Origin of the sequence: Streptomyces sp. V3I7, assembly GCF_030817495.1 — a bacterium.
Classification (GTDB): Bacteria; Actinomycetota; Actinomycetes; order Streptomycetales; family Streptomycetaceae; genus Streptomyces.
Genome location: NZ_JAUSZK010000001.1, coordinates 3,495,785 through 3,521,232, shown reverse-complemented (window position 1 = coordinate 3,521,232; position 25,448 = coordinate 3,495,785). Strand labels below are relative to the sequence as shown.

The window sequence follows — 25,448 nt, the reverse complement described above, 5'->3', positions numbered from 1 at the left end:
ATCGCCCCGCCCTGTCCGGACGGCCGCGACAAAGCCACCGCCCCTCACACTCGACCTGGAGCACCATGTCCACCTGGGAGTACACCCTCTACGTCCCCCACGACCCCCGGGCCGTGGGCATCTGCCGTCGCGCGCTCGCCGACATCCTCACGTCCCACCAACTCCCCACCCTCGTCGACCCCGCACAGCTTCTCGCCTCGGAGCTGCTCGGCAACGCGATCCGGCACACCGCGGGACCCGCCGCGCTGAAGCTGCGCGGGTCCGGGTCGTCGTTGCGGCTCGGCGCCTGGGACACGGACCCCGCTCCGCCGACCCGATTGCCGCCTGGCGAAGGCGAGAACGGACACGGTTTACGGCTCGTCCACGCGTACGCGGACGACTGGGGCTGGTTCCAGGTCAACGGGGCCCGGGGGAACGGCAAGTACGTCTGGTGCGAACTCGGCGCCGATGGTCACTGACACCACACCTCCCGGCACTTCACCCAACTCACGTACAACCCTTACCTCCCATCGCGGGTCTCCTGATCGCCGACCGCACCGCCAACCCCCGGCCAACACCGGGTGAACGCGGACGGTCCCCCTCTATCGCAGGGGGTGTCAGCCAGGCACCCCCGCCTGCCGCAGGAGAACTCGCATGCACATGCACGCCCCCCGCCCCGTGCGCCTCGCGCTCGCGGCGGCCACCGCCGTCGCACTGACCGGCGGTCTGCTCACGTTCTCGGCCGTCACGGCGACCGCCGCCGACTCCACGAAGGTCCCGCGGGCCGACTTCAACGGCGACGGCGTCGGCGACGTGGCGTTCTCGGCCTCCGGCGCCTACGTCAGCGGCAAGAAGACCGCCGGCCAGCTGGTCGTCCTGTACGGCACCGCCACCGGTGTGTCGTCCGCCAAGCGCTCCGTGATCAGCCAGGACACCGCCGGCGTCCCCGGCGGCGCGGAGAGCGGCGACGCCTTCGGCTCGGACACGGCGTACGCCGACTTCAACGGCGACGGCTACGACGACGTCGCGGTCAGCGCCCCCGGCGAGGACGTCGGCAGCGACGCCGACGGCGGCACCGTCGCCATCCTGTGGGGCTCCGCCTCGGGCATCACCGGCAAGGGCGTCACCGTCGCCGACCCGGCACCCAGCGGCCACGACGCGTGGGGCCGCACCCTCGCCGCCGGCGACTTCGACGGCGACGGCAAGGCCGACCTGGCCGTCGGCAGCTCCGCCCCCACCATCTACGTCTACAAGGGCGGCTTCAACTCCTCCGGCACCCCCGGTGGCCGCTACACCGTCAAGCCCCCGATCCAGGGCGACGGCATCGGCCCGCTCAACCTGACCGCCGGCAACGTCGACGGCGGCCCGGGGACCGACCTGGTGGTCGACGGCTTCGAGACGGACACCCAGGACGGCTGGAACCGCAACTACTTCATCCCCGGCAGCACCGGCGGTCTGACGATGTCCGGGGCGAAGGTCCTCAAGGCCGGCGTGATCACCGCGATCGGTGACATCGACGCCGACGGTTACGGCGACATCGTCAGCGGCGCCGAGTGGAACACCACCACGGAGGACGGCACGCCGATCCCGGACTCCGGCAAGGGCGGCAAGGTCTGGGTGACGTACGGCTCCGACAGCGGCCCCCAGACCTCCAGCGCCACCGGCATCACCCAGGACACGGGCAACGTCCCCGGCACCGCCGAGAACAACGACTCCTTCGGCTACGAGCTCGACCTCGGCGACATCAACGGCGACGGCTTCCTCGACCTCGCGGTCGCCGCGGCCGGCGAGAACCTCGGCAGCGCCGTGGACACCGGCGCGGTCACCGTCCTCTACGGCACGGCGGACGGCCTGAACACCGACTCCGGCGCCCAGTTCTTCGCCCAGTCCACCGCGGGCGTGCCCGGCGGCGACGAGACGGACGACATGTTCGGCGTGGACGTCAAGCTCGACGACGTCACCGGCGACGGCAAGGCCGACCTGGTCGTCGGCTCCGTGGAGAACGCGGGCAACGGCGCCGTGACCTACCTCCCGTCCAGCGGCACGAAGATCACGACGACCGGCTCCCGCTCGATCACCCCGAGCGCCTCGGGCGTCTCGACGACGGGCACGCCGATGTTCGGCGCCAACTTCGCCGACTGATCAGCAGCCCCGTCAGGCACGCCGGGCCGGACGCCACACCGTGCCGTCCGGCCCGGTTCTCCTCCCCACCCCCACCATCCACCTGTACGAATGTCCACCAGGCATCCTCCACGTGCGCAGGGAGCTCCCGCATGCACCAGCACCGCCCGCACCACCCCGTGCGACTCGCCCTCGCGACGGCCACCGCCGCCGCGCTGACCGGCGGTCTGCTCACGTTCTCCGCTGCACCGGCGACCGCCGTGGGCAGGGCGAACGCCCCGCGGGCCGACTTCAACGGCGACGGCTACGCCGACCTCGCCATCTCCGCCCCCATCGCCAAGGTGGGCACCCGCAGCGGCGCCGGCGCCATCGCCGTCGTGTACGGCTCGGCGACCGGCCTGGACACCACCCACCGGCAGATCATCAGCCAGGACACCACCGGTGTGCCCGGCGTCGCGGAGTCGCACGACTACTTCGGCGACCGGATGACCACCGGCGACCTGGACGGCGACGGCTACACGGACATCGTCGTCGGCGTGCACGGCGAGCGGATCGGCTCGACCGACGAGTCGGGCACACTGACCGTGCTGTGGGGCGGCGCGAGCGGCATCAAGACCGCCACCGACATCTCCTCTCCCCTCCCGGAGAACCGCAACGAACTCGGCTGGTCCGTCGCCACCGGTGACTTCGACGGCGACGGCGACACCGACCTCGCCGCGGCGAACATCGCCTTCCCCGAACTGAACATCTTCAAGGGCCCGTTCACCCGCAGCGGCGCGGCCACGGACCTCGTCGGCATCGACACGATGAACGAGACCGGCATCAACGCCGACAAGCTCGTCGCGGGCGACGTCACCGGCGACGGCACGACGGACCTGCTGGTCATGGGCCAGGAGGAGTTCAGCGGCGGCTACCGCACCCGCAGCGTCCTCTACAAGGGCTCCGCCACCGGCATGAAGGCGAGCGGCAAGGTCGCGGGCGGCTACGAAGCGGTCATCGGCGACGTCAACAAGGACGGTTTCGGCGACATCGTCACCGGCAACTTCATGGAGAAGTCGACGACCGAGCCGGACGGTGGCCTCGGCGGACAGATCACAGTGACGTACGGCGCCGCGACCGGCCTGAGCAGCCGCACCCCCGTCCGTTGGACCCAGGACACGGCCGGCGTGCCGGGCGCGGCCGAGAAGAACGACAACTTCGGCTGGAGCCTGTCCGCGGGCGACACGAACGGCGACGGCTACACCGACATCGCGATCGGCGTCCAGCAGGAGTCCCTGGGCTCGGCGTCGAAGGCGGGCTCGATCGTGGTCCTGCGCGGCTCCTCCACCGGCCTGACGGGTGCGGGCTCCAAGGCCTTCTCCCAGAGCACGACAGGGGTCCCCGGCACCGCGGAGTCGTACGACTTCTTCGGCTCGGCCGTGCGGCTCACGGACGTGGACGGCAACGGCCGTGCGGAACTGGTGGCGTCCGCCCGGGGCGAGAACACGAGCGACGGCGCGGTCTGGGTCTTCAAGTCCAGCACCTCCGGCATCACGGCCACCGGTTCCAAGTCCTTCGGCTCCACCACTCTGGGCGGTCCGGCGGGCGACGCGTACTTCGGTGACGTACTGGCGGGCTGACGGCCGTACGGGGTGAGGTGCTTCATCTGGCCGAGCCCGGTCCGGCGTAGTCCGGTCCGGCCCGGTCGGGGCGCCTCACCCCGAAACTCCCCGGAGAGCGGATCCGTCCGCCCCTTAAGGGATGTCACAGCTCGGCCGCAATGCCGGGTCCGGACGGCCGTGCCCGGCACGTCACCCTCCGGGACCGGGTACGTTCGATTACGTGGCTGGATTCAGGAACGGACGGGGCGGCCGCAACGAGCGCGCCCCGCAAGCGCGACCGCAACACCCCCCGTACGGGCAGCAGGCTCCGCAGGGACCGTCGTCGTACGGCGGCTACCCCTCGGCGCCTCAGCCGTCGTACCCGCAGCGCCCGCAAGCGCGGCCGCAGCCCGGCGGCCGGCAGTGGACGCAGGGCGGCGGTGGCGAGCCGGAGTACTTCGGCGACGGCTCCGGCGACGACCCGCGGGGCACCGCCGGCCGCCCGGCCCAGGGCGGCCCCGACCCGTACGCGGCCAACAACCCGGGTCACACCCAGGCGTTCGCGGTCGACGCCGACGGGTACCCGCAGGCAGGCCCGTACGCCGGGCCCCCGGCCCCGTCCGGCCCGATCGGCCCGCGCCTGCACTGGAAGCAGCTGCTGCGCGGCATCGTGCTGGAGCCCACCCACACGTTCCTCGTGATGCGCGACTACACGATGTGGGGCCCGGCCCTCATCGTGACGTTCCTCTACGGCGTCCTCGCGGTCTTCGGCTTCGACGGGGCCCGCGAGGACGTGATAGGCGCCACGCTCACCAACGCGATCCCGATCGTGCTGATCAGCGCCGTGCTCATCGTCCTCAGCGCCTTCATCCTGGGCGTGGTCACCAACACCCTCGCCCGCCAGCTGGGCGGCGACGGCGCCTGGCAGCCCACGGTCGGCCTGTCCATGCTGATCATGTCGATCACGGACGCCCCGCGCCTGTTCGTCGCGATGTTCGCGGGCGGCGACGCCAGCTTCGTCCAGGTCCTCGGCTGGGTGACCTGGGTCGCCGGCGGCGCGCTGCTCACGATGATGGTCAGCCGCTCGCACGACCTGCCGTGGCCGAAGGCCCTGGGCGCCTCGGCGATCCAGCTGATCGCACTGCTGTCGCTGGTGAAGCTGGGCACGGTCTGAGTTCGTACGAGCTCTGAGACTCACGGGGTCGGCGTCGCGGACGGAAGGTCCGTGGCACCGGCCCCGATCGTCATCACGTACCCGTGCTCGACGGCGCGTTTCATGGGGTTGACCGCGACGGCGCTCGCCTGGGCGGTGAAGTCCTGCGCGTCCTCCGCACCGGCACCGCCGGCCGCCAGCATGGGCGTGTAGTTCGTATGCCCGGTGTGCACCTTCGCGGCCTGCCGACGGTTCGGCGACGTCCGTATCTCCACCGTGTCGTCGACCTCCGCCCCGGTCAGCTTGGCCCACACCGTGCGGCACCTGGGGCTGAAGCGGATCTCGAGGTACATGGTGCCCGCCCAGTCCTTCGCAATGGTCTGGGCGTCGTCCGCGCATCTCGTGCTCTTGGGATCGAGCCCGTCGCACCCTTGCCCCGAGCAGGAGGGCGTGGCCGAGCCGCTCCCGGCACGCCCTGCCGACGCCGACACACTCAGGCCGCCCTTGATGCCGTGGTCGTCACCGCCGTCGCTGACCATCGAGGTGAGCACGACCGAGACGACCGCGCCGACCACCGTGACGATCAGGGAACCGATCAGAGTCTGGGGCCCGTGCCGACGCACCCAACCGCCCGCTCGCGACAACCGGCCGCCCGACGGTGCGCCGTCCGCATCGGCTTCCCCGGACCCCGGCCGCATGGGCTGTCTGTCCGATAAGGGGCCACCGTTCCCGTCCGCCATAGCTCCCCCTCAGCTGTCGTAGCAGGCGTCACAGCCATGGACGCCCGGGCCATCGGCCCGCACCGCTCGTGGATGGTGCCGGAAAGGCCTTTCCCCCACCGATCACCTGATATGCGCGCCTGCGCGACATCCCCACGCGTCCTCCCAACTAGCGTGCCTGATAGCGCAGTTGATGCCCTAGGATGGCGCCGCCCTGCTTACGAGAGCCTCGATGAAGGAGGGGCAGTGGACGCCGAGTTGATGGCCCTCGCCTCGTCTGCCGGAAGCGCGCTGGTAGCCGCCCTCACCACCGATCTGTGGCAGCGGGCCCAGTCCTCGGTCGGCTCCCTCTGGCGGCGCGCTCACCCGGAGCGGGCCGCCACTGTGGAGGCGGAGCTCGCGGAGACCCGCGCGCTGCTCCTCCGCGCCCCGGAGGACGAGATCGCGGAGGACTCCGCCGACGAGTGGCGCCTGCGCTTCCGTCGCCTGCTCGTCACGCGTCCCGACCTCGCCGAGGATCTCCGACGGGTGCTGGCCGAGGACCTCACCCCGGCGCTGCCCGTCCCGCCCCAGAGCGGCTCCATGGTGTTCAACGCCGCGCCGTCCGGGCATGCACGCGTCTACCAGTCCGCCGGGAACCAGACGATCAACCACCCATGACCGAACAGACGACCCCTACGCCGGACCGGCCCGCCAAGACCGCCAAGCCCGCCCCGGCCTCCGAGCCCTCCAGGCAGTCCTTCTCCGCGACCCCGACGGAGCAGGCACGGGCGTACCAGACCGGCCGCGACCAGACGATCAACGAGCACCACCACTACGCACCGCGCCGCTCACTCAGGTCGGGCATCGCCTGGTCGCTGGCCGGAGCAACGATCCTGGCACTCGGCGCGGTCGCAGGAGCCGACCTGTGGGAACGGCACACAGCGGCGGACGCGGCGCCCGCGAGCGACGCGAAGACGCAGGGCTCCTTGTCGCCCTCCCCGACACCGAGCACCACCGCCAAGCCGACCAGCAAGGCCTCTCCGAGCCCGGCGCCGACGGCACCACGCGGTGAGCAGCCTGCTCCGGCGGCGACGACACCGTCCACGTCTCCGTCCGGGCCCCTGCGCAACCCGGCGACGTCCTGTACGTCGTGGCACGACGCAGGGTTCAGCCGAGTCCAGGTCAAGCCGTGCATGCGGATCGGCGACGACGGCGCGCTGTACATGATCGCCGAGTGGCGCACGACGTCGGGCTCGGCCATGGTCGACGTCTATGTGTGGCTGGAGGACGCCACGGGCACGACCGTCGTCTACCCGGGCGCGTCGGTCCAGAACGGCATGGCGGCGCTCAACGTGACAGCCTCACCCACCCCCGGCACCGGGCAGCAGTGGAGGGAATTCAAGGTCGGCAAGCCCCTGGACCACGGCGAGAAGTACCAGGTGTCCGTCTCGGTGAAGGAGCATGGCGCACCGGGGCCCGGCATCGCCGGCCCCGGCACGAAGGGATTTCAGCTGCCGGTCGTGTACTCGTAGCCCTCCGCTACGCGTCCAGAACCTGCCCGGCCCGCTTGACCACCGGCGGTTCGACGCTCCACGGGAAGTTGATCCAGTCGTCGGTCCGCTTCCACACGTACTCGCACTTCACGAGGGAGTGGGACTTCTCGTAGACCACGGCGGAGCGCACCTCGGCGACGGTGTCGAGGCAGAAGTCGCGCACCAGCTTGAGCGTCTTGCCGGTGTCGGCGACGTCGTCGGTGATCAGGACCTTCTTGTCGGAGAAGTCGATCAGGTTGGGGACCGGCGCGAGCATGACCGGCATCTCGAGCGTGGTGCCGACGCCGGTGTAGAACTCGACGTTCACCAGGTGGATGTTCTTGCAGTCGAGCGCGTAGGCGAGGCCGCCCGCCACGAAGACGCCACCGCGGGCGATGGAGAGCACGACGTCGGGCTCGTAGCCGTCGTCGGCGATGGTCTGGGCCAGCTCGCGCACGGCGGTGCCGAACCGCTCGTAGGTGAGGTTCTCGCGTATGTCCGCCATGCTCGTCGTCTCCGTCACGCTGCTCACACCTGGGTCCTGTGGAAGTTGAGGTAGGAACGGGAGGCGGTCGGCCCGCGCTGTCCCTGGTACCGCGATCCGTACCGCTCGCTGCCGTACGGGTGCTCGGTCGGCGAGGAGAGCCGGAACATGCACAGCTGCCCGATCTTCATGCCGGGCCACAGCTTGATCGGCAGGGTGGCGAGGTTGGAGAGCTCCAGCGTGACGTGCCCGGAGAAGCCGGGGTCGATGAACCCGGCGGTGGAGTGGGTCACGAGCCCCAGCCGCCCGAGTGAGCTCTTGCCCTCCAGGCGCGAGGCGAGGTCGTCCGGCAGCGTGATGACCTCGTACGTCGAGGCCAGCACGAACTCACCGGGGTGCAGGATGAACGGCTCGTCGCCCTCCGGCTCGACGAGCCGGGTCAGGTCGGTCTGCTCGACGGAGGGGTCGATGTGGGGGTACCGGTGATTCTCGAACACCCGGAAGTAGCGGTCCAGCCGGACGTCGATGCTCGACGGCTGCACCATGGATTCGTCGTAGGGGTCGATCCGTACCCGGCCGGCGTCGATCTCGGCCCGGATGTCCTTGTCTGAGAGAAGCACGCCCCGAGGATACGCAAGGCGCGCGGAGCCATGACAATCGTGACGACTCCGCGCGCCTCTTCGCTGCCTTGGGCCTGCCTCGGCCCTACCGCCGAGACCGGTCTACGGCCTACGGCGTACTACCTACTACGACCCTGCTGCCACTACCGCTGCGGGCCTTCCCGCAAGGGCCTGCGCCCTGCTGCCCGCTGCCGCCCCTACCGCTTCTCGACGGCGACGGGCACCGCACTGCGGAGCCGGGCACACCGCGGACACCGGACGAGCCGGCCGGGGCCGAGCCGCTCGGCCTTCTGCATCGGGAACGAAGCGGTGCTGAACACGTGCCCTTCGGCACAACGGACGACGGTGCGTTCCATCAAGTCCCAGAGTCCCTTCCCCAAGAGCCTCGTCTGGCCAACTGCCCTGACGACAAAAGCCACGTTACGGGATCAAAGAGACGACTCTCCAGGCGGCACTCCGGCCCTGCCCGGCCTCTCTCCCACACCCCCACCGTACGCCCCAACTCCCGCACCCCGCAGCGCGATCCACCCCTGAAGCGCACTCAGGCCCCACGGCATCGACGCCGGGGACCCAGGATGAGGTACAGTGAGCGAGCATTTCGGCACCGACTCCGGTCGGCGTCTTACGCGGGTGTAGTTTAATGGTAGAACATCAGCTTCCCAAGCTGAGAGCGCGAGTTCGATTCTCGTCACCCGCTCCACGATGAAGCCCCAGGTCAGTGACCTGGGGCTTATTTGTTGTCTAGACCATTTCGGGGGCTTCGCGCCCTCCACGTGCCCCAAGTCGCACGAATGTGCCCATCAGAGGGCACCGGAGGTGCACTTCCCGACGACGCGTCAGCCAATCACCTCGAATAGCGAGACGCATTTCCTGTGACCCGCACCACTTCCAGTGCCCTCGCGAGTGAAGTCGCATACGCAAAGCGCTAGTTCGCCAGACCAGGCAAGCGCCATCCTCACCATGAAGCATCGGCCGCAAGTGACGAGAGGAGTTGGCAACGCTCTCGTTTCAGTCGCACTCATCCGCCAGTAAGGGCGAGTCTCACCGCGGGCGGCACTCGCAGGCGACACTCCAGCACCGGCGCAACCGACAAAGGGCAAAGAGGCAGGTTGCGGCACGTTCAACGGTTGAAGCCGGAACTTACGACGCAGGAAGTCCCGGATTGCGGACTGAACGTTCCGGCGCGCGAGTTGCCGTTCGCCGGCGGCGCCTGGCTGGCAGGCAATGCCGTAGTGGAAGATCATTTCTTCCTGCTCGGCGGGCAGTACGTCGTCCGTGCCGATCGGAGGGGACTTCCTCACCAGTGCCTTGTCGTAGGAGACCTTGACGTAGGCGGGCCCGAGGATTGTCTCGTCGAGGGGGACGAAGACCAGGTGCCGGCGGGTGGGCAGGCCGGTCCGGACGGTGGCCATGCCGGTTGGTCGGTGGTGGTGTCCACGTAGATCGCCTCGAGCACACCGGTCTTGTGACCCTTCGGGTCGACGACGTCGTGGTTGCGCCACTCGCGGATGTCGGCTGCCTGAATCATGCTCTCTCTCCCTGCCGAACGGGGTGCCGCTCGGTGCGCCGTTCACGGACCGGGCGGGTATTCCCGCATTTCCCTCGCGCCGTGACGCCGACGGTCGGCGCTAGGACCCCTACGCGTACACGCCGGGGTCACCGTTACCCGGGCGGTTACACGTGAGAGCGCACCACCCTGAATTCCATGCTGCTTCCGCATGTTCCGCTCGGGTACGGCCGACTACGAATGCACCAATCCGATTGACACCTGCGCTGACCTGGGCGGAAACGTCGTCGTGTCGCCCATCTGAACCAAACTGACACGGCCACTCGGCCCATTAATCATTTTCCGTGCATCCGCGATCTCCTTGTCGGGTTCGAAGAAATCACTCGAATGCATCGTAACCCCGGCCCATTCTCCTGAGTAATATGCCAGCGACAGAAGCAGGCGATTCCATGCGACCGGGAACCGCCAAACGCGACCATCCCCTCACAGGACTGGCCCCTCCATGACGCTGAATATCCCTGTCGCGCCTCTACGGCGCACATTGTCGGTTTGGATCGCGGCGCTACTCGCCGTGGTGATCGCCGCTGTCGTAGTCACTGTGACGCAGACACAGGCAAATGCCCTCGCCACACCTGTACCTCTGGGTAGGGCGGACAGCTTCGCGGTGCTGGCCGGTTCGGCCACCACCAACACCGGCCCCTCGGTGATCACCGGAGACGTCGGAGTGTCTCCGGGATCGTCCATCACCGGATACGGGCCGCCCGCCGTGGTCAACGGGACTCTGCACTCTGCGGACAGTGAGGCCCAGGACGCCCAGACCGACCTGGTCGCGGCGTACGACGACGCCGCCGGACAGGCCTCCAACGGGGCCCTTCCCCCGGACGCCGGCGGCCTGACGCTGGTTCCGGGCGTCTACACCTCCTCCTCCACTCTCGGGCTCACCGGCACCCTCACCCTGGACGCCCAGACGAACCCCAACGCCGTCTGGGTGTTCCAGGTCGGTTCGGGTCTGACGACGGCGTCCTTCAGCGAGGTGCGCCTCATCAACGGCGCCTCGCCGTGCAATGTCTTCTGGCAGATCGGCAGTTCGGCCACCCTCGGCACCAGCTCGACCTTCGTGGGCAACATCCTGGCCATGACCTCGATCACCGCCACGACGGGCGCGACGATCGAAGGTCGGGCGCTGGCCCGTAACGGTGCCGTGACGCTGGACACGAACACGATCACCCGGCCGGAGTGCGCGGGCGGCACCACCGGTGGGACCACGACGACCGGCACCACGGGCACCACGACCACCGGCACCACCGGCAGCACTGGCAGCACCGGCGCCACCACCACCGGAACCACGGGCACCACAACGACCGGCAGCACTGGCGCCACCACCACCGGCAGCACCGGCGCCACCACCACCGGCACCACCGGCAGCACTGGCAGCACCACCACCGGCACCACCGGCAGCACTGGCAGCACCACCACCGGCACCACCGGCAGCACTGGCAGCACCACCACCGGCACCACCGGCAGCACCGGCGCCACCACCACCGGCAGCACTGGCAGCACCACCACCGGCACCACCGGCAGCACCGGCGCCACCACCACCGGCAGCACGGGCAGCACCACCACCGGCACCACCGGTGGATACGGCAACGACTGCTCCTACGGGTATGGCGACAAGCCCGGCAAGGGCGACGACTACGGCTGTGACGCCGCCTAGCATGCAGGGCCCACTCCGCCGGGGTGAGTCCTCGGAGACAGCCACCCCCGTGGGCGAGTAGGACGAGCGGCGTGCGGCGCGGATCGTCACCGATTCCGCCGCACGCCGCCCGGCAGAACCTCAGGAGAACCAGGTGAGAGAAGTCGGGACGGAAAGGCCGGACGGGGCCGTGCACAGTGGCGTTCCATCAGCGGATGCCGACTGCTCGGACCAGGCGGCCGGCACTGGGTCAACCGCGCAGAAAAGGGGCGGGAGGCCGCCCGCGTCCCCAGCGCCTTCAGATCCGCCCGTCGCTCTGAAGGCCGGAGTGCGAATCGCCGTGATCCTGTGTCTGGCGACTGCCCTGGTACACGTACTCCTGGTATTCCTGCACGTGGCACCACCGAATCCCGTCTCCCGGCAGTACAGCCGACAGGTCAACGCCTGGGTCTTCCCGTTGTTCGAACAGAACTGGCGGCTCTTCGCCCCGGACCCGGAGTCGGTCAACCGGCAGATTTCGGCAAGGACCATGCGCACCGCCCCCGACGGCACCGCCCAGGTGAGCGGCTGGTTCGACCTGACCGCCGTCGACACAGCCGCGGTGAAACACAACCCCTTCCCGAGCCATACAGCACAGAACATGCTGCGCCGGGCCTGGACTTCCTACCTCGAAACGCACGGCGGTGACGACCAACCGCGCTCGCAGCGCGCTCGGATGATCCAGCAATACCTGCGCAACATCGCGGCGGATCGCGTCGCCGCCCATCGCCACGGCACGTTCGACTTCATCCAGCTGCGGGTGATCAGCCTGCCCATCGCCGCGCCCGCCACAGCGGGCGGCCCCCGTCCCGGCGCGGCCGCACCGAAACCCGCCGGCACCCGTTACCTGCCCTGGTGGAAGGTGGCCCCTCATGCAGCAGGCTGAGCAGGCATCGGTCGCGGCAACCATGCCGTCACGCCCGGGACACGGCCCCGAGCGCGCGGGCGCACGCACGCCGCAGCGAATGCCGGACCGTATCGGCGCGCTTCTCACCCTCCTGCTGGAGCAGCCGATCTCCCTGTACGCCGCGGCGGTTCTGCGTATCGGGTACGGATTCCTCTACTTCGCCTTCCTGCTGCGCGAGTTTCCCCACCGCGACGAGATCTGGGGCCCCGGCTCACCGTGGACGGCGGCACTGGCCAGGCAGCTCTTCGACCAGACCGGGTGGCTCAGCGTCCTCACCCTGTCCGACAGCCGGGCCTACTTCGAGGTCTGCTACACGGCAGCCCTCGTCACCTCCGCACTGTTCCTGCTGGGCTGGCGGACCAGGGCCGTGTCCGTGCTGTTCGCGGTCGTGGTGACGTCGTTCCACGCCAGGGCGATCTTCATGACGGACGGAGGGGACAACCTCATCCTCCTCATGGCCCTCTACCTCGTGTTCACCGCATGCGGCCGACGCTGGTCCCTCGACGCGCGCAGGACCCGGATCCGGGCATCCGCCGACACGACTGCCGGGCACCGGCTGGACCAGCCATCCGGCGAGTTCCGACTCCATCTGCGCGACGCGCGCCAGACAGTGATCACCGTGCTGCACAACTGCGGCATGCTCGTCATCGCCGCCCAGGTCTGCTTCCTCTACGGATCAGCAGGCCTGTACAAGGTGCAGGGCGGCTCCTGGGGAAACGGCACCGCCCTCCACTACGCCCTGAACCTCGACGTGTTCCGGCCGTGGCCCGGACTCTCCCTCATGGTGGACGAACACGACGTACTGATCGCCATCGCCTGCTACCTGACGGTGCTGTTGCAGGTGGCCTTCCCGTTCGTCCTGTTCGGCAGGCTCAAGTACCCCGTTCTGGCGACGTTGTTGGGCATGCACGTGGGGATCGCGGTGCTCCTGGGCCTGCCGCTCTTCTCCGGCGCGATGATCGTCGCGGACGCCGTGTTCCTCCCGGACCGCTTCTACCGGCGCCTGGGACAGCTGTGCCGGCGTACCGCACGGCGGGCAGACGTCACAGAGGCGCGGACTCCGACGCCCGCAGAAGCTGCACTGCTGCCTCCGCAGTCCGGACGGGTCGGCTGAGGACGACACTTCATAGCGCTGCACGGCGGCCGGGATTCCGCCCGAAGCTGGGTGACGTGAGCTCATTGGGTGACGCTCGCGCGAGCGCTTCACCGCAGGGGTCCGGAGACAGGCAACGGCTCCGGCGTATACGCGCCGGAGCCGCCCTTCCGGGTCATTGCACGTGAGCGTGCGCCGACCCGCTTTCCACATTACGCCAAAGGGATTAATCCGACATGCGCAATCCTTGCGAAGGCTCACTTCGGTCCGGGAGGCCGATGCGCGGCGGCCGACTCAGCCACGCTCTTCCTCGATGTCATCCGCGGTCTCTGTCGTGGTGAGGCGCCTCGACGGTCCCGTCCGCCGCGGACCGGCGGCGCCTCCGGATCCGGCGGCCGATCCCCGGCAGGACATTGCTGTAGTGGAAGGCAGCGATCCGTTCGCTGTGCTGAACGTTGAGCCGGTGGATGAGAACGACTCCGACGACGATCACGACCAGCAACACAGCCACCGCGATGACGGTCATGGCACTCTCACATCCCTTGGCCGGAGGGCATACGCCCTGGCGAGCCGGTGTGCCGAGGCACAGGCGACGTCGGAGCTGCCCCGCCATCGGTCTCCCACGCCTCTTCCCGGCTCCGGGCAGCGACACCGTCTACTGCTTCCCGGCCTCCGGCGTCGATGCCGTCGCCGGTCGCGACCTCGTCCGCCATCAGCTGGCTGGCGGTACGAAGACCGCCCGCCATGGCCGCGGCAGCCATCAGCCGGGCGGCGGCAGCCGCAGCGGTTTCCGGCGGAATCACCAGAAGGTCCCAGCGGCCGACGGTGTAGGAGAGGAGAAGCAGTTCGTGCGGATCCTGCTCGTCGGTGAACCATCCCACGTGCACCGTGTGCCCGGCGACGGGCACCTTGTGCGGGATGACGGGCCAGTGGGCGGGGTTCACCGTGACATGAGTGATCCGACCCCAGAGGGGGTCCAGTACGGCTGTCAGAGGCGGCAGCTCACGGGTGAGGTCGCGGGAGCGAGGCCACCACGCGCCGTCCAACAGGCCTGGAACCGGGCTCACCGGCGTCAGGGACAGGCGAACCGGCGGCGAGGGCGCGCGCTCACTCGTAGTCGTACGGTCGATGGTCATGGCGCGGACCTGCCCCCGGGCTCGTCTGCGACAGCCCGGCGTTGTCGATCACCGGGAACGACACCACAGGGGAACCGGCGTGCGAAGAACTCCCGGTGTCTTCACACTACTCCGCTCCCGAGCCCGAAAGTGTGCGCATGACCAGCTATTCTCCCGGCTCGGGAGCGACCGGTCAGAGTCAGCCCCTGCGCGTTCGGAGTGCCGCGGGCTCGACAGCCTCCCGAACCATCACCTTGTTTCATTTGTTGCGTTTACTTCGATTGTTTCGCTCGCACTGGTCCGCAGTTACCTGGCGGCACCCCACGGCCTCGCAGAGATCACCGTGACGGTCGGGGACGGAAAGCGCGAGCCCCTCGCCCTCCCCCGCGAGGCCGTGGAACTGCTCGCCGGCATGCTGGCCCACCTGGGGTCCGGCAAACCGTCGGCACACACCGGCGGATCACCGCGTCCTCACTCCTGGAGTACAAGCGCAAGGACGACCAGCGTCGCCGCGAAGCCGCCGACGAGCTCACCCAGCTCGGCCAGGAAATGGGAATGGTCCAGCACATGGCTTTCGTCGCCATCTACGACGCCAACGTCCTCTACCGCACCTGCGAAGGGGACGGCAAGCAGGGGCTTGCCATGTAAGACGCATCGTCTTACATTGGTTGCATGGCTGACACCATCACGATCCGCAGTGACTCGGAGACCGAGCACGCTCTGGACGTTCTCACCCATGACGGCAGCTCACGCTCGGCGGCCATCCGACAAGCCGTGCTCGAAGCCGCCCTCCGCAAAGAGCGGGCTGCCGCGATGCGTCGCGCCGTCCTGCGTATGCCGCTCGGCGAACCGGACGGCCTCGACATCGCCGCGGAGATCGCCCACAGCCGCGAGGACGAGCGCTGATGATCTACCTCGACTCGGCCGCCGTCGTGAAACTCGTCCACGCCGAGTCCGAGTCGCAGGCATTGCGCGACTGGCTCGACGAACGGGCGGAGACTGGCTGGACGAGTTCGGTTCTGGTGGAGATCGAGTCATCGCGGGCCCTGGCACGCTACGCCCCGGAAGCCGTCGCCCGGCTCCACCCGGTCCTCGACCTGATCGAGTTGGTGGAGCTGGACGCCGGCATTCGTATCTTGGCCCAGACCGTGAAACCGGCGACCGTACGGAGTCTGGACGCCATCCACCTGGCAACGGCTCTCCGTATCCGCTCCCAGCTCACCTCGTTCGTCACGTATGACAAACGACTGGCCGATGCCGCCCAAGCAGCCGGACTGACCGTCGACATGCCCGCCTGAGACATCTCTCCACCATCAAGATCCCCTGCCAGGGGCTCCCGGCTTGTGGATACCTGACACGTCGCCCAGGTAAAGCCCCAAGCTGTCGCTCGACTCCCGTCCCGGGAACGGAAGTCGACGTCGCGCTGAAGGCGCCCGCACGGCCCTCGCTTCAATCGCGTGCCCCATCCGTGCCCTTCAGGGCGGACAACAGCGGTCACCAAAGGTGCGCTCCCGGCCTGACCATGGAACTCTGGTTCCGTGTTACCGCAGGTCAGCGTGCTGTTCAGCGAGCAAACGCCATCGCTTCCCAAGCTGAGAGCGCGAGTTCGATTCTCGTCACCCGCTCCGTATTTCAGGCCCAGGTCAGCTGACCTGGGCCTCATTTGTCGTCTGTGCTTCGCATGCTGAGCGCGCACCATCTCATCGATCCCGTCGGCGACCTCACGACGATCGCAGCTAGGACGTCGCGAGATGGGGGATCCCGCACAACCATGAGGGCTTCTCGTGTGTCCAGTGGGGCGACTGAGCTTCACGTGCTGTCGCTCTGGTCGTTCCGCTGTCCCTGCAGTCCCCGTCCTTCCGTCAAGGAGTCCCGTTGCGCAGAGCAGCCACGGCCGCCGCCGTGCTCGCCCCCCTTCTCGCCGTTGCCCTCACCCCGACGACCGCTTCCGCCATCAGTCCTTACAAGGGGGCCAACACCGCAGCCGTCCAGGACGACTTCAACGGTGACGGCTACCGTGACCTGGTCGTCGGCGCGCCCCACGCCGCCAACGGCACCGTGGAGGAAGCCGGCGCCGTCGTCGTCCTGTACGGGTCGGCCTCATCGGTGAGCACCACGCGCCGGACGGTCATCACGCAGGCGACCTCCGGGATCCCTGGAGAGCCCGAGGAATGGGACGCCTTCGGCGCGACGGTCGCCAGCGCCGATCTCGATCGGGACGGGTACGCGGATCTACTCGTCGGCACTCCGAGGGAGCAGGTCGGCGACAAGGAACTCCGGGGCTCTGTGACCGTCGTATGGGGTGGGCCCAGCGGGCTGACGGGCGGTGCGACCATCTCTCCGCCGGCCGGATACGGGGACGGCCGCACGTACTGCGGCTTCGGGAACTCCCTGGCCACAGGTGACATGAACGGGGACGGCGCCCCGGAGGTGAGCATCGGCTCGCGCTGCGAGGGCACCTCCTACACCGGCCCCTTCACCCGCATCGGCAAGGCCGCATCCCACTACCTGGATGACCGCTTCGGCGGGACCCGTGGCGTGGTGATGGGTGACGTGAACGGCGACGGCAGAGCGGAGCGCTTCTGGCTGCCGGGGCCCTCGGACGACGACCTTCGTGGATCTGTGTACGTCGACAACGGTCCCCCGGGCGCCGACGAGTCGGCCAATTGGCCCACCGAACTTCCCTACGCCGACGGCCACGCCGGCCAGATCGGTGACATCAACGGTGACGGCTACGGCGACCTCGTCACTGGTATCGCGGATGACGATTCCACTATGAATGCGACCGGCGCGGCGCACCGCGGTGGCGAGATCCAGGTCCTCTACGGCAGCGCGCAGGGCATCACCGTCGACCAGCAGCCACAGGTCTTCCACCAGGCCACGGCCGGAGTCCCGGGAACCGCTGAGGACGGCGACCAGTTCGGACAGTCGCTCAGCGTCGGCGACGTCAACGCCGACGGGTACGCCGACGTCCTCGTCGGCTCTCCCGGTGAGGCGGTCGGCACGCTCAAATTTGCAGGCACAGCCGTTTTGCTGCGCGGCTCCGCCTCCGGCCTGACCACAGCCAAGGCGGTCGGGTACACCCAGAACACGGCTGACGTACCCGGTGCCGCAGAGGCCGGCGACCAGTTCGGCGCGGCCGTCCACCTCGCCGACCTCAACAAGGACGGCAAGGCCGAGACGGTCGTCGGCGTACCCACCGAGAACAGCGACGGCTGCCTGTGGACCGCCCGCGGCTCCGCCTCTGGCCCAGTCCTGAGCGGTTCGGTCAACCTGTGCGGCAAGAGCGCCGGAATCACCGTTCGCAACACCAAGGGCTACTTCGGAGCCGCCCTGCCGAGCCCTCACGTCTCCAACTAGGGAGGCCGTACGTACGATCAGCGGAGGTCACGCGGCTGTGGGTGGACGTGCGCGGCAGGAAAACCACAGCCACGGAGAGCAATATCTGTTCCCGTGAAGTGAGAAATAGGTGCGGGGCCCGGCGAGTCTTTCTTGGGCCGCCATCCGGAGAGAATTATCGACCGTGCGGAGCCGATCGCACCGTGCTACTGTCGATCTCAGTTGCAGGTGTGGTTGCCAGAAGATTCATTTCCGACGGGGTAATCATCACGGCGACACGGGATTCACACAGGGTGAATTCTTGACACCGTCTCCGAAGGGGAAATGAAATGGCTACTGGCACCGTGAAGTGGTTCAACGCGGAAAAGGGCTTCGGCTTCATCGAGCAGGACGGCGGCGGCGCCGACGTCTTCGCCCACTACTCGAACATCGCCACCCAGGGCTTCCGCGAGCTGCTGGAAGGCCAGAAGGTGTCGTTCGACATCGCGCAGGGCCAGAAGGGCCCGACGGCCGAGAACATCGTTCCCGCCTGACGCAAAGCGCTGACGCGTACTTCGTAGCTGGGGCCCGCACCTCTGGGGTGCGGGCCCCGGCTCGCTGCATTTCAGGGCACGTGACCGGAGAGCTCCGCCTCCTCACCGACCGGTGACACATTCCCCGTCGGTTCCGACTCGGCCCGCATCGACTTTGGCTCGTCCCGAGATTCTCTGCGCCGCTCATCTGCTGCGGGAATTCCTTGCTACGCGCCTCATCAAGGAAGGCTCCGCATGAATAGTGCCCGCACATCTCGTACCTATGACCGCTTCGGAGGAAGCGCCGGCGCGAACCGCTCAGGAGGGCCGCGCCGTTCCAAGGGATACGGCAACGGATACGGAAATCGACAGGCCGGACGGGCCGTACAGGGCGAGTTCGCCCTGCCGAAGACGGTCACGCCCGCGCTGCCCGTCGTCGAGGCGTTCGCCGATCTCGCCATGCCCGCGCGGCTGTTGGCCACGCTCGGCCGCGAGGGCGTGACCGTACCGTTCCCGATCCAGGCGGCGACCCTGCCGAACTCTCTGGCCGGTCGTGACGTACTCGGTCGTGGCCGCACCGGCTCGGGCAAGACCCTCGCCTTCGGCCTCGCCGTACTGGCCCGGACGGCGGGGCAGCGCGCCGAGCCGCGGCAGCCGCTCGCCCTCATCCTCGTCCCCACCCGCGAGCTCGCCCAGCAGGTCACCGACGCACTCACTCCGTACGCCCGCTCCGTGAGCCTGCGGCTGGCCGCCGTCGTCGGCGGGATGTCCATCGGCAGGCAGGCCGGTGCGCTGCGCGCCGGGGCCGAGGTGGTCGTAGCGACGCCCGGGCGGCTCAAGGACCTCATCGACCGGGGCGACTGCCGGCTGGACGATGTCGCCATCACGGTCCTCGACGAGGCCGACCAGATGGCCGACATGGGCTTCATGCCCCAGGTCACCGCCCTGCTCGACCAGGTACGTCCCGACGGGCAGCGGATGCTCTTCTCGGCCACCCTGGACCGCAACGTCGACCTGCTGGTCCGCCGCTACCTGACGGACCCGGTGGTCCACTCCGTCGACCCGTCGGCCGGCGCGGTCACCACGATGGAGCACCACGTCCTCCATGTGCACGACGCGGACAAGCACCGGACGACCACCGAGATCGCGGCGCGAGACGGCCGGGTGATCATGTTCCTCGACACCAAGCACGCGGTGGACCGGCTGACCGAGCACCTGCTGAGCAACGGCGTCCGCGCCGCGGCCCTGCACGGTGGCAAGTCCCAGCCACAGCGGACGCGGACCCTGGCCCAGTTCAAGAGCGGGCATGTGACGGTACTGGTGGCGACCAACGTCGCGGCGCGCGGGATCCACGTCGACAACCTCGACCTGGTCGTCAATGTGGATCCGCCCAGCGACCACAAGGACTACCTGCACCGCAGCGGTCGTACGGCCCGCGCCGGCGAGTCCGGCAGCGTCGTCACCCTGGTGACCCCTGGCCAGCGTCGCGGTATGAGCCGCCTGATGGCTTCGGCAGGCGTCACTCCCCAGGTCGCCCAGGTGCGTTCGGGCGAGGCGGAGCTGAGCCGCATCACCGGGGCCCAGGCCCCTTCCGGTGTCCCGGTCGTCATCACCTCGCCGGCGATGGAACGTCCCCGCGGCGCGTCCTCTCCGTCCCAGGGACGTCGGGGTCGCCGGGGCCCCGCCGGCCAGGGCCGGTCCGTCGGCGAAGCGGCGCGCCGCAGGTCACAGCGGCGGCCCGGCTTCGACTCGGCTGCCTAGCGGGTGTCTCGTCGGTCAGGCCGGGCTCGCCTGACCGACGAGCACCCCCTATGGAGCCGCTGCGATCACAAGCCGACCGACACCTTCCTGGCCGATCCCTTTCCTGTAGGAGGCACCTATGACGCCGGCTCCGACGCAGCACCGTGCAGTGGATCCCTCCCCCCAGGCCGAGGTCGACCAGGGGGACGTGTCCGGACCTCGGGTCTGTGACGACATGACGGTCGAGGTGGCCCTGTCCCTCATGGCCGGTGCTCGTGTCGACCACCTCGTCGTCTGCGACGGGGACGACCAGCGCACGGGCATGATCACCCTGGCCCGGCTGTCCGCTCTCCGCGACAGCCCCGCCTACACGGACCGGATCCGGCTGCGTGACGTATCCGCCGGACCGTTCTCGTCGTCCGGCGCTCGGGCCGCCGCCATCGGTGAGCATGGCCGGACCCCTGGCGTCCTCACCTTCGCCCGCTGATCCACCCCGCCCGGTCAGCTCGTCCGCCTTCTTCTTCTCCGCTGTGAGGCATCATGCGCTGTGTCATCGCCCGGTACCCGTTCGACCTGACCAAGAGCGGGGTGCTGGCCTCGATGAAGGGCGTCACGCCCGAGCTCGTCACGGGTGAGTCCGTGACCATCGGCCGCCGGCGCTACCCGGTCAAGCAAGTAGGCCAGGTCATCACCCGGCAGGACCGCCGCGACTTCACCAGCGGCGAAGTCGTCCGGGCCATGACCCTCCTCGGCTTCACCTGCCACCAGCAGCCCGAGACCGCGCCGGCTGGTGTCCCCACGCCGCTCCAGACCGCGTCGGCGCTGCTCGGGTACGCCGCCTCCCCCGAGGCGTGAGGACAGGCGGAACACCGCCACCAGAGACCCGGTGAGGGCCCTGCCGACGCGCGTCGGCAGGGCCCTCACCGTCGTATCGCGGCCTCGACCGCCCTCGCCGCCCCGCGCCGCCCCCCGCTGCCCTCGCGGCCTCGCCGTCCGTGCGAAGGCGTTTGCGAAGGCGTTATCGCAGCCACAGGATGCCGGATGCCTCTGACTCCTGCATTCCAAAATCTGTCTTTGTCGGAGTAGACATTGGATCCTGGCATGGTTAATCTCTTTCTCGTTGACACGGTCAGCGAGACCCGGCAGACACGAACTGGCGGGTAGCAGTGTCTGAAGTTCGCAGGTCAGTGCGGCTCTGGAGCTCCGAAGCCACGGTGTTCGCAGAACGGTGACGGGGCTGAGAGCCGCACTGGGCAGCCCGCAGGTCGAGGGGCTGCCAACGGCAACACCGTGCAGTACCGCAGTACCGCAGTACCCGTTCACCAAGAGGTTGGTTCAGGTTCAGAGGAAGGACGGAGGAGCAGACGCCATCAGGATCGCCCGGCCCGAGAAGTTCTCGGCCCGGGTACCGCAAGACCCCGGATTGGATGGTGGTCCCCGGTCACGCAGCCGCGATCCCCGCACCCCTCCCCTCGCGGGGCCGGGTAGCGGAAACAGAAGGTCGGCACAGCATGAGGGCCGACAGATGGTGTTGAATTCCCTTCGGGGCCCTGGTGCCGTACGGCATCAGGGCCCCTCGACGCGTTGCACAACGAGGTGACATGGCAGCAGATACTCCACTCAGCGATCGTCTGGAAGACGACGACTACCCCGCGTACACCATGGGCCGGGCCGCCGAAATGCTCGGCACCACCCCTGGGTTCCTCCGAGCCATCGGTGAGGCACGTCTGATCACTCCGCTGCGCTCGGAGGGCGGACATCGCCGGTACTCCCGCTACCAACTGCGGATCGCCGCTCGCGCGCGCGAACTCGTCGACAGGGGAACCCCGATCGAGGCTGCTTGCCGCATCGTCATCCTCGAGGACCAGCTCGAGGAAGCTCAGCGCATCAACGCCGAGTACCGCCGTGCCGCGAACGAAGCGTCCGGCAGCCCCCATCCCGGTTCGGGCTGATCACGTACGCGCGGGCGGGCCGCCCGCCCACGTACGGCTCCGGGACGCACATGAGTGAAGACGCGCACGGCCCGGGCCCGTGTTCAGCCGAGAGCCTGGTGCGACGCGATTCAGATCGGTTCGGGTTGCGGTTCCGGTTGCCGAGCTGGTGCGGTCCTCGGTTCCCACGGCGTGATGGTCCGTACGTAGCCGTAGATCACCGAGGTCATGGCCAGTACGAGGAGGGGGCCGGCCACCCACGGATGCCTGGCCATCTCCAACGGCAGACAGCGATAGGACACCAGGAGCGCGGCGAAGACCGTGGCGCCGTGAACGACCAGCTGGATCCCCGATCGGTCCCAGCCGCGGTCGAACGAGCGCAGAGCTGCCTCGATCGTGAGCGTGAAGACCACGCCGGCGATGATGTCCGCGCCGTAGTGGTAGCCGAATCCCAGCGTTGCGAAGAGCGTGGCGATCAGCCAGAACGTGCCTGCGAGTCGCAGGATCCGTGGGCCGGTCCGGGAATGGATGAAGATCGCGACCGCCCACGCCGTGTGCAGGCTGGGCATGCAGTTCCGCGGGGTGATCTCGTCGAACGCCATGTGGTGCGGGGTGTTGATCGGCGGCGGCGTCTGCGGCCACAGGTCGGCCACCGCCCAGGGACCGCTGGACGTGATGTCCGGCGCCCACAGGCGGACCGCCGCCCAGTGCTCGGTGCCGGTGCCGTAGGCGAAGAGCGGTCCGACCACCGGAAAGATCATGTAGATCGCCGGCCCGAGGAGACCGATCACCAGAAAGGTGCGCACCAGGTGGTGGCGCGGGAAGCGGCGTTCGCGGGCCACGCCACGCAGTTGATACAGCGCGACGACGACCGCGGCCACCGGTAGCTGGCCGTAGACGAAGTCGAGGAAATTGAAGCCGAGGGGGCCGGTGGCCGTGACGATCCGGCCTGCCAGCCATGACGGGTCGCCCAGCGCGTGGTCGGCGGTTGCCACGTACTGGTCGAGCACCGCCGGACGGGTCTTCGCGGTGATGAGCAACCAGATGTCACCGGTCTTGCGGCCGGCCATCAGCAGCAGGCCCAGTCCGACACCCTTCAGCAGCAGGACACGTTCCCGGCCGGTGCGGCGGGTGACGGCGATGACCCCACAGCCCAGCGTCACCCACAGCGCGCCGTTGCCGAAGGGGTGGCCGTCGGTCACCGGGGAGTCGGTCGCCCACCGGACCGCGAAGACGGCGACGTCGATACCGATCGCGGCAGCCACCGCGATGAACCTCTGCCGCCAGGTGAGCACCACCGACATCAACGCCATGGAGGCGTACAGCAGGCCGCCCGACTTGGGGGCGAATATCACCTCTCGCACCTGGTTGGTGATGGGCCCGGGCAGGCCGTAACGACGTGCGGCGATCTCCAGCGCAATGAGGAACCCGAGAACCACGACACCCGCTACGGCCCAGAGTCTCGCCCGTGGTCGACGCCATGCGGAGAACGCAGTCCTGCGGCTTATTCGCGTAAGAAGCGTCAGAAACTGCGGTTGTATATGTCTCACTTCTCGGCCACTTCTCTGGATTTGACCATAGGTCAGGGGCGGGTTTCGCTCGTCACCTTCCGGTCGAAGTCGCTGCCTCTCGCATGAAGAGCAGCCCGACGGTACTTCCGACGCGCGAAGACGGAAAGATCACCGGCCGGTCAGCTTTCATCTGCGCAGCCCCAGTCCATGGCGCCCGCGTCACTGCGCGAACGGCCCGCCCACCTTGGTGTACGGCAGGTTCAGCGAGGTGACGTTGTACGTCTTCGAGGCCGTGGCCGTGATGCCGGACGTCGTGCCCTTCAGCAGGTGCACCAGGCCCCAACGGGTGTTGTCCAGCTGCTCGTTCACGTCGACCATGAGGTCGGCGCGGCCGTCGCGGGTGTAGTCGGTGAGCTTGAGGTCCTGGCCGAAGCGGTCGTCGTTCTCTGCCGTGCCCGCGATGCCGGAGGTGCTCTGGCCATAGGACTTGGCGCCGGTGCCCGAGAGGCCTCCCGCGCGGCCGAGCAGCACCGTCACCAGGCCGGGGTCGCGCTTGCCCTCCAGGTCCTCGCCGGGGGCACCGACGGCGAGGTCGGCGTAACCGTCGCCGTTCACGTCGCCGGCGGCCACCACGGCGCCGAAGTGGTCCTCGTTCTCCGAGGCGCCGGGCACTCCCGCCGTGTCCTGGGTGAACTTCACCGGCGTGCGAGCCGTGTCGGGGCCGGTGGGGCCGCCGTACTGGACGGTGACGTAGCCGCGTTCGCCGTCCGGGTTCTCGAAGCCGCGGCCGAGGGCGAGGTCGCCGTATCCGTCCTTGTCGAAGTCGCCGATGGCGGTGAGGGGGCCGCCGCCGAGCTGGTGGCCGCCGTCGTCGGGGATGCGCGTCGCGGACGCGCGCCGGGTGAAGTCGGCGCCGCCCCGGTGGAAGTAGACCCACAGGTACACGTCGGTGTCGCGCTCGAGGTCGCGGCCGAGGAGGTAGAGGTCGGTGGCGCCGTCGGCGGTGACCCGGCCCGCGGCCAGCTGGGAGATGTTCGGCAGGCCGTAGTCGCCGCCGAGGGACTGCCAGCCGCCGTGTCCGCCGGTCCGGGTGAAGGGGCCCTTGAGCAGGACGGCGCCGGCCTGGCTGTCGCTGATCGCGGTGAGGTCCTGGTCGCCGTCGCCGTCGAAGTCGCCCGCGACGACGTCCAGTCCGAACTTGTCGCCCGATCCCGGGTATTCCGGCGCGATCGGGGACGAGAAGACCGTGCCCGAGCCGAGGCCCTTCGAGCCGCCCCAGACGACGGTCAGGCCGCCGCGGTTCTTGATGTCGCCGACCTGCTCGCCCGGAGAGGCGACGACCAGGTCCGCGTAACCGTCCCGGTCGAGGTCGGCGCTGGTGGCGGCGAAGCCCCACTGGTCGCCCTCCTCCACGGCGCCGGGGATGCCGGGCGAGTCCTGGTGGAGGGTCTGGACGCGGGTGCCGGGGCCGGTCGACGTGCCGTAGACGACGGTCACCCGGCCGTCCTTGCCGTGCTCTCCGCCGAGCATGACGAAGTCGCGATAGCCGTCACCGTCGAAGTCGTCGGCCGGCCTGGCGGCCGCGGCGACCGCAGAGGGGGCGAGGACGATCGGCGTGCAGACCGCCGCCGCGACGGCCGCGGCGGCGGCGAGGGCGATACCCGTGGCGCGCATGATTCTCCGTTGCTCCTACGTTGTGTTGTCCGGGCACAGACGGGCTGTGAGCGGGCTGTAAGCGGGCCGTGAACCGCGATCTTCGACATGCGCGGGCGTCCGATGGTTGTACGGCTCCGATGGCTGTACGGCCACGACGGGCGGTGTCCTGCCCCGGCCCTCAGGGAGTACATCTTCGGCCTCCCGTGTCCGAAGTCCACAACGTGGGACGGCTCTT

The 25,448-nt window shown here is 69.0% G+C and carries 24 protein-coding genes, 1 tRNA gene and 1 pseudogene; 18 read left to right on the top strand and 8 right to left on the bottom strand.

The window, feature by feature from the left end; genetic code table 11:
* Window positions 1–65: 65 nt before the first annotated feature.
* The 4 genes from QFZ74_RS16360 (at window position 66) to QFZ74_RS16345 (ending at window position 4,854) form a co-directional block, all read left to right on the top strand.
* Complete coding sequence (locus QFZ74_RS16360; RefSeq protein WP_307621541.1) at window positions 66–458, top strand: ATP-binding protein; 393 nt, start codon at window positions 66–68, stop codon at window positions 456–458.
* A 175-nt stretch (window positions 459–633) separates the two neighbouring features.
* Entirely contained in the window at window positions 634–2,121 is a 1,488-nt protein-coding gene (locus QFZ74_RS16355; protein WP_373462395.1) for a VCBS repeat-containing protein, read from the top strand.
* Between the two features lie 131 nt (window positions 2,122–2,252).
* Complete coding sequence (locus QFZ74_RS16350; protein ID WP_307621540.1) at window positions 2,253–3,719, top strand: FG-GAP-like repeat-containing protein; 1,467 nt, start codon at window positions 2,253–2,255, stop codon at window positions 3,717–3,719.
* A gap of 121 nt (window positions 3,720–3,840) precedes the next feature.
* A complete protein-coding gene (locus QFZ74_RS16345; RefSeq protein ID WP_307621539.1) occupies window positions 3,841–4,854 on the top strand; it encodes a YIP1 family protein in 1,014 nt (337 codons plus the stop codon).
* A gap of 20 nt (window positions 4,855–4,874) precedes the next feature.
* Here the strand turns inward: QFZ74_RS16345 and QFZ74_RS16340 are convergent, their stop codons facing one another.
* Window positions 4,875–5,456 (bottom strand): DUF2690 domain-containing protein, encoded by a 582-nt coding sequence (locus tag QFZ74_RS16340; protein ID WP_307621538.1) that lies wholly within the window; start codon window positions 5,454–5,456, stop codon window positions 4,875–4,877.
* A 342-nt stretch (window positions 5,457–5,798) separates the two neighbouring features.
* Between QFZ74_RS16340 and QFZ74_RS16335 the strand changes: the two genes are divergently transcribed.
* Window positions 5,799–6,212 (top strand): hypothetical protein, encoded by a 414-nt coding sequence (locus tag QFZ74_RS16335; RefSeq protein WP_307621537.1) that lies wholly within the window; start codon window positions 5,799–5,801, stop codon window positions 6,210–6,212.
* Window positions 6,209–7,066, top strand: a complete 858-nt coding sequence (locus QFZ74_RS16330; RefSeq protein WP_307621536.1) for a hypothetical protein — start codon at window positions 6,209–6,211, stop codon at window positions 7,064–7,066. Before QFZ74_RS16335 ends, QFZ74_RS16330 begins: the two co-directional genes overlap by 4 nt.
* Window positions 7,067–7,073: 7 nt before the next feature.
* On the opposite strand, the gene QFZ74_RS16325 is transcribed toward QFZ74_RS16330, so the two are convergent.
* Entirely contained in the window at window positions 7,074–7,571 is a 498-nt protein-coding gene (locus QFZ74_RS16325; protein WP_307624174.1) for a phosphoribosyltransferase, read from the bottom strand.
* A 23-nt stretch (window positions 7,572–7,594) separates the two neighbouring features.
* The gene (dcd, locus tag QFZ74_RS16320) at window positions 7,595–8,170 is read right to left on the bottom strand and encodes a dCTP deaminase (RefSeq protein ID WP_307621535.1); all 576 of its coding nucleotides are present in this window, start codon (window positions 8,168–8,170) and stop codon (window positions 7,595–7,597) included.
* 626 nt (window positions 8,171–8,796) lie between these two features.
* Between dcd and QFZ74_RS16315 the strand changes: the two genes are divergently transcribed.
* A tRNA-Gly gene (locus QFZ74_RS16315) sits at window positions 8,797–8,870 on the top strand.
* A 478-nt stretch (window positions 8,871–9,348) separates the two neighbouring features.
* Here the strand turns inward: QFZ74_RS16315 and QFZ74_RS16310 are convergent.
* Window positions 9,349–9,698: pseudogene (locus QFZ74_RS16310) on the bottom strand (PRC-barrel domain-containing protein); the annotation flags it as partial.
* A gap of 577 nt (window positions 9,699–10,275) precedes the next feature.
* Between QFZ74_RS16310 and QFZ74_RS16305 the strand changes: the two are divergent.
* The 3 genes from QFZ74_RS16305 to QFZ74_RS16295 all read left to right on the top strand — a co-directional run bounded on the left by QFZ74_RS16305 (window position 10,276) and on the right by QFZ74_RS16295 (window position 13,430).
* The gene (locus QFZ74_RS16305) at window positions 10,276–11,391 is read left to right on the top strand and encodes an ice-binding family protein (protein ID WP_307621534.1); all 1,116 of its coding nucleotides are present in this window, start codon (window positions 10,276–10,278) and stop codon (window positions 11,389–11,391) included.
* A 319-nt stretch (window positions 11,392–11,710) separates the two neighbouring features.
* Window positions 11,711–12,295, top strand: coding sequence for a DUF5819 family protein (locus QFZ74_RS16300; RefSeq protein ID WP_307621533.1), 585 nt, complete (start codon window positions 11,711–11,713; stop codon window positions 12,293–12,295).
* Between the two features lie 79 nt (window positions 12,296–12,374).
* Entirely contained in the window at window positions 12,375–13,430 is a 1,056-nt protein-coding gene (locus QFZ74_RS16295) for an HTTM domain-containing protein (protein ID WP_307624173.1), read from the top strand.
* A gap of 295 nt (window positions 13,431–13,725) precedes the next feature.
* On the opposite strand, the gene QFZ74_RS16290 is transcribed toward QFZ74_RS16295, so the two are convergent.
* Window positions 13,726–13,935: a hypothetical protein gene (locus QFZ74_RS16290; RefSeq protein ID WP_307621532.1), complete on the bottom strand. Its 210-nt coding sequence runs from the start codon at window positions 13,933–13,935 to the stop codon at window positions 13,726–13,728.
* A 7-nt stretch (window positions 13,936–13,942) separates the two neighbouring features.
* Window positions 13,943–14,545, bottom strand: a complete 603-nt coding sequence (locus QFZ74_RS16285) for a DUF5994 family protein (protein ID WP_307621531.1) — start codon at window positions 14,543–14,545, stop codon at window positions 13,943–13,945.
* 651 nt (window positions 14,546–15,196) lie between these two features.
* Here QFZ74_RS16285 and QFZ74_RS16280 point away from each other — a divergent pair.
* The 8 genes from QFZ74_RS16280 (at window position 15,197) to QFZ74_RS16245 (ending at window position 22,067) form a co-directional block, all read left to right on the top strand.
* Window positions 15,197–15,430, top strand: coding sequence for a hypothetical protein (locus tag QFZ74_RS16280; RefSeq protein WP_307621530.1), 234 nt, complete (start codon window positions 15,197–15,199; stop codon window positions 15,428–15,430).
* A complete protein-coding gene (locus QFZ74_RS16275; protein WP_307621529.1) occupies window positions 15,430–15,822 on the top strand; it encodes a type II toxin-antitoxin system VapC family toxin in 393 nt (130 codons plus the stop codon). The genes QFZ74_RS16280 and QFZ74_RS16275 overlap by 1 nt, the downstream gene beginning before the upstream one ends.
* A 577-nt stretch (window positions 15,823–16,399) precedes the next feature.
* The gene (locus tag QFZ74_RS16270; protein ID WP_307621528.1) at window positions 16,400–17,884 is read left to right on the top strand and encodes an FG-GAP-like repeat-containing protein; all 1,485 of its coding nucleotides are present in this window, start codon (window positions 16,400–16,402) and stop codon (window positions 17,882–17,884) included.
* Window positions 17,885–18,192: 308 nt separating this feature from the next.
* Window positions 18,193–18,396, top strand: a complete 204-nt coding sequence (locus QFZ74_RS16265) for a cold-shock protein (RefSeq protein WP_028799214.1) — start codon at window positions 18,193–18,195, stop codon at window positions 18,394–18,396.
* Window positions 18,397–18,630: 234 nt separating this feature from the next.
* A complete protein-coding gene (locus QFZ74_RS16260) occupies window positions 18,631–20,136 on the top strand; it encodes a DEAD/DEAH box helicase (protein ID WP_307621527.1) in 1,506 nt (501 codons plus the stop codon).
* Between the two features lie 148 nt (window positions 20,137–20,284).
* On the top strand, window positions 20,285–20,602 hold the full coding sequence (locus tag QFZ74_RS16255; protein WP_373462394.1) for a CBS domain-containing protein: 318 nt from the start codon (window positions 20,285–20,287) through the stop codon (window positions 20,600–20,602).
* 53 nt (window positions 20,603–20,655) lie between these two features.
* A complete protein-coding gene (locus QFZ74_RS16250) occupies window positions 20,656–20,970 on the top strand; it encodes an SCO5918 family protein (protein ID WP_307621525.1) in 315 nt (104 codons plus the stop codon).
* A 746-nt stretch (window positions 20,971–21,716) separates the two neighbouring features.
* The gene (locus QFZ74_RS16245) at window positions 21,717–22,067 is read left to right on the top strand and encodes a MerR family transcriptional regulator (protein ID WP_307621524.1); all 351 of its coding nucleotides are present in this window, start codon (window positions 21,717–21,719) and stop codon (window positions 22,065–22,067) included.
* 110 nt (window positions 22,068–22,177) lie between these two features.
* Here QFZ74_RS16245 and QFZ74_RS16240 read toward each other — a convergent pair whose 3' ends face one another.
* Both QFZ74_RS16240 and QFZ74_RS16235 read right to left on the bottom strand, forming a co-directional pair.
* Window positions 22,178–23,554 (bottom strand): phosphatase PAP2 family protein, encoded by a 1,377-nt coding sequence (locus QFZ74_RS16240; protein WP_307624172.1) that lies wholly within the window; start codon window positions 23,552–23,554, stop codon window positions 22,178–22,180.
* Between the two features lie 222 nt (window positions 23,555–23,776).
* A complete protein-coding gene (locus QFZ74_RS16235) occupies window positions 23,777–25,231 on the bottom strand; it encodes an FG-GAP and VCBS repeat-containing protein (protein WP_307621523.1) in 1,455 nt (484 codons plus the stop codon).
* Between the last annotated feature and the right edge of the window lie 217 nt (window positions 25,232–25,448).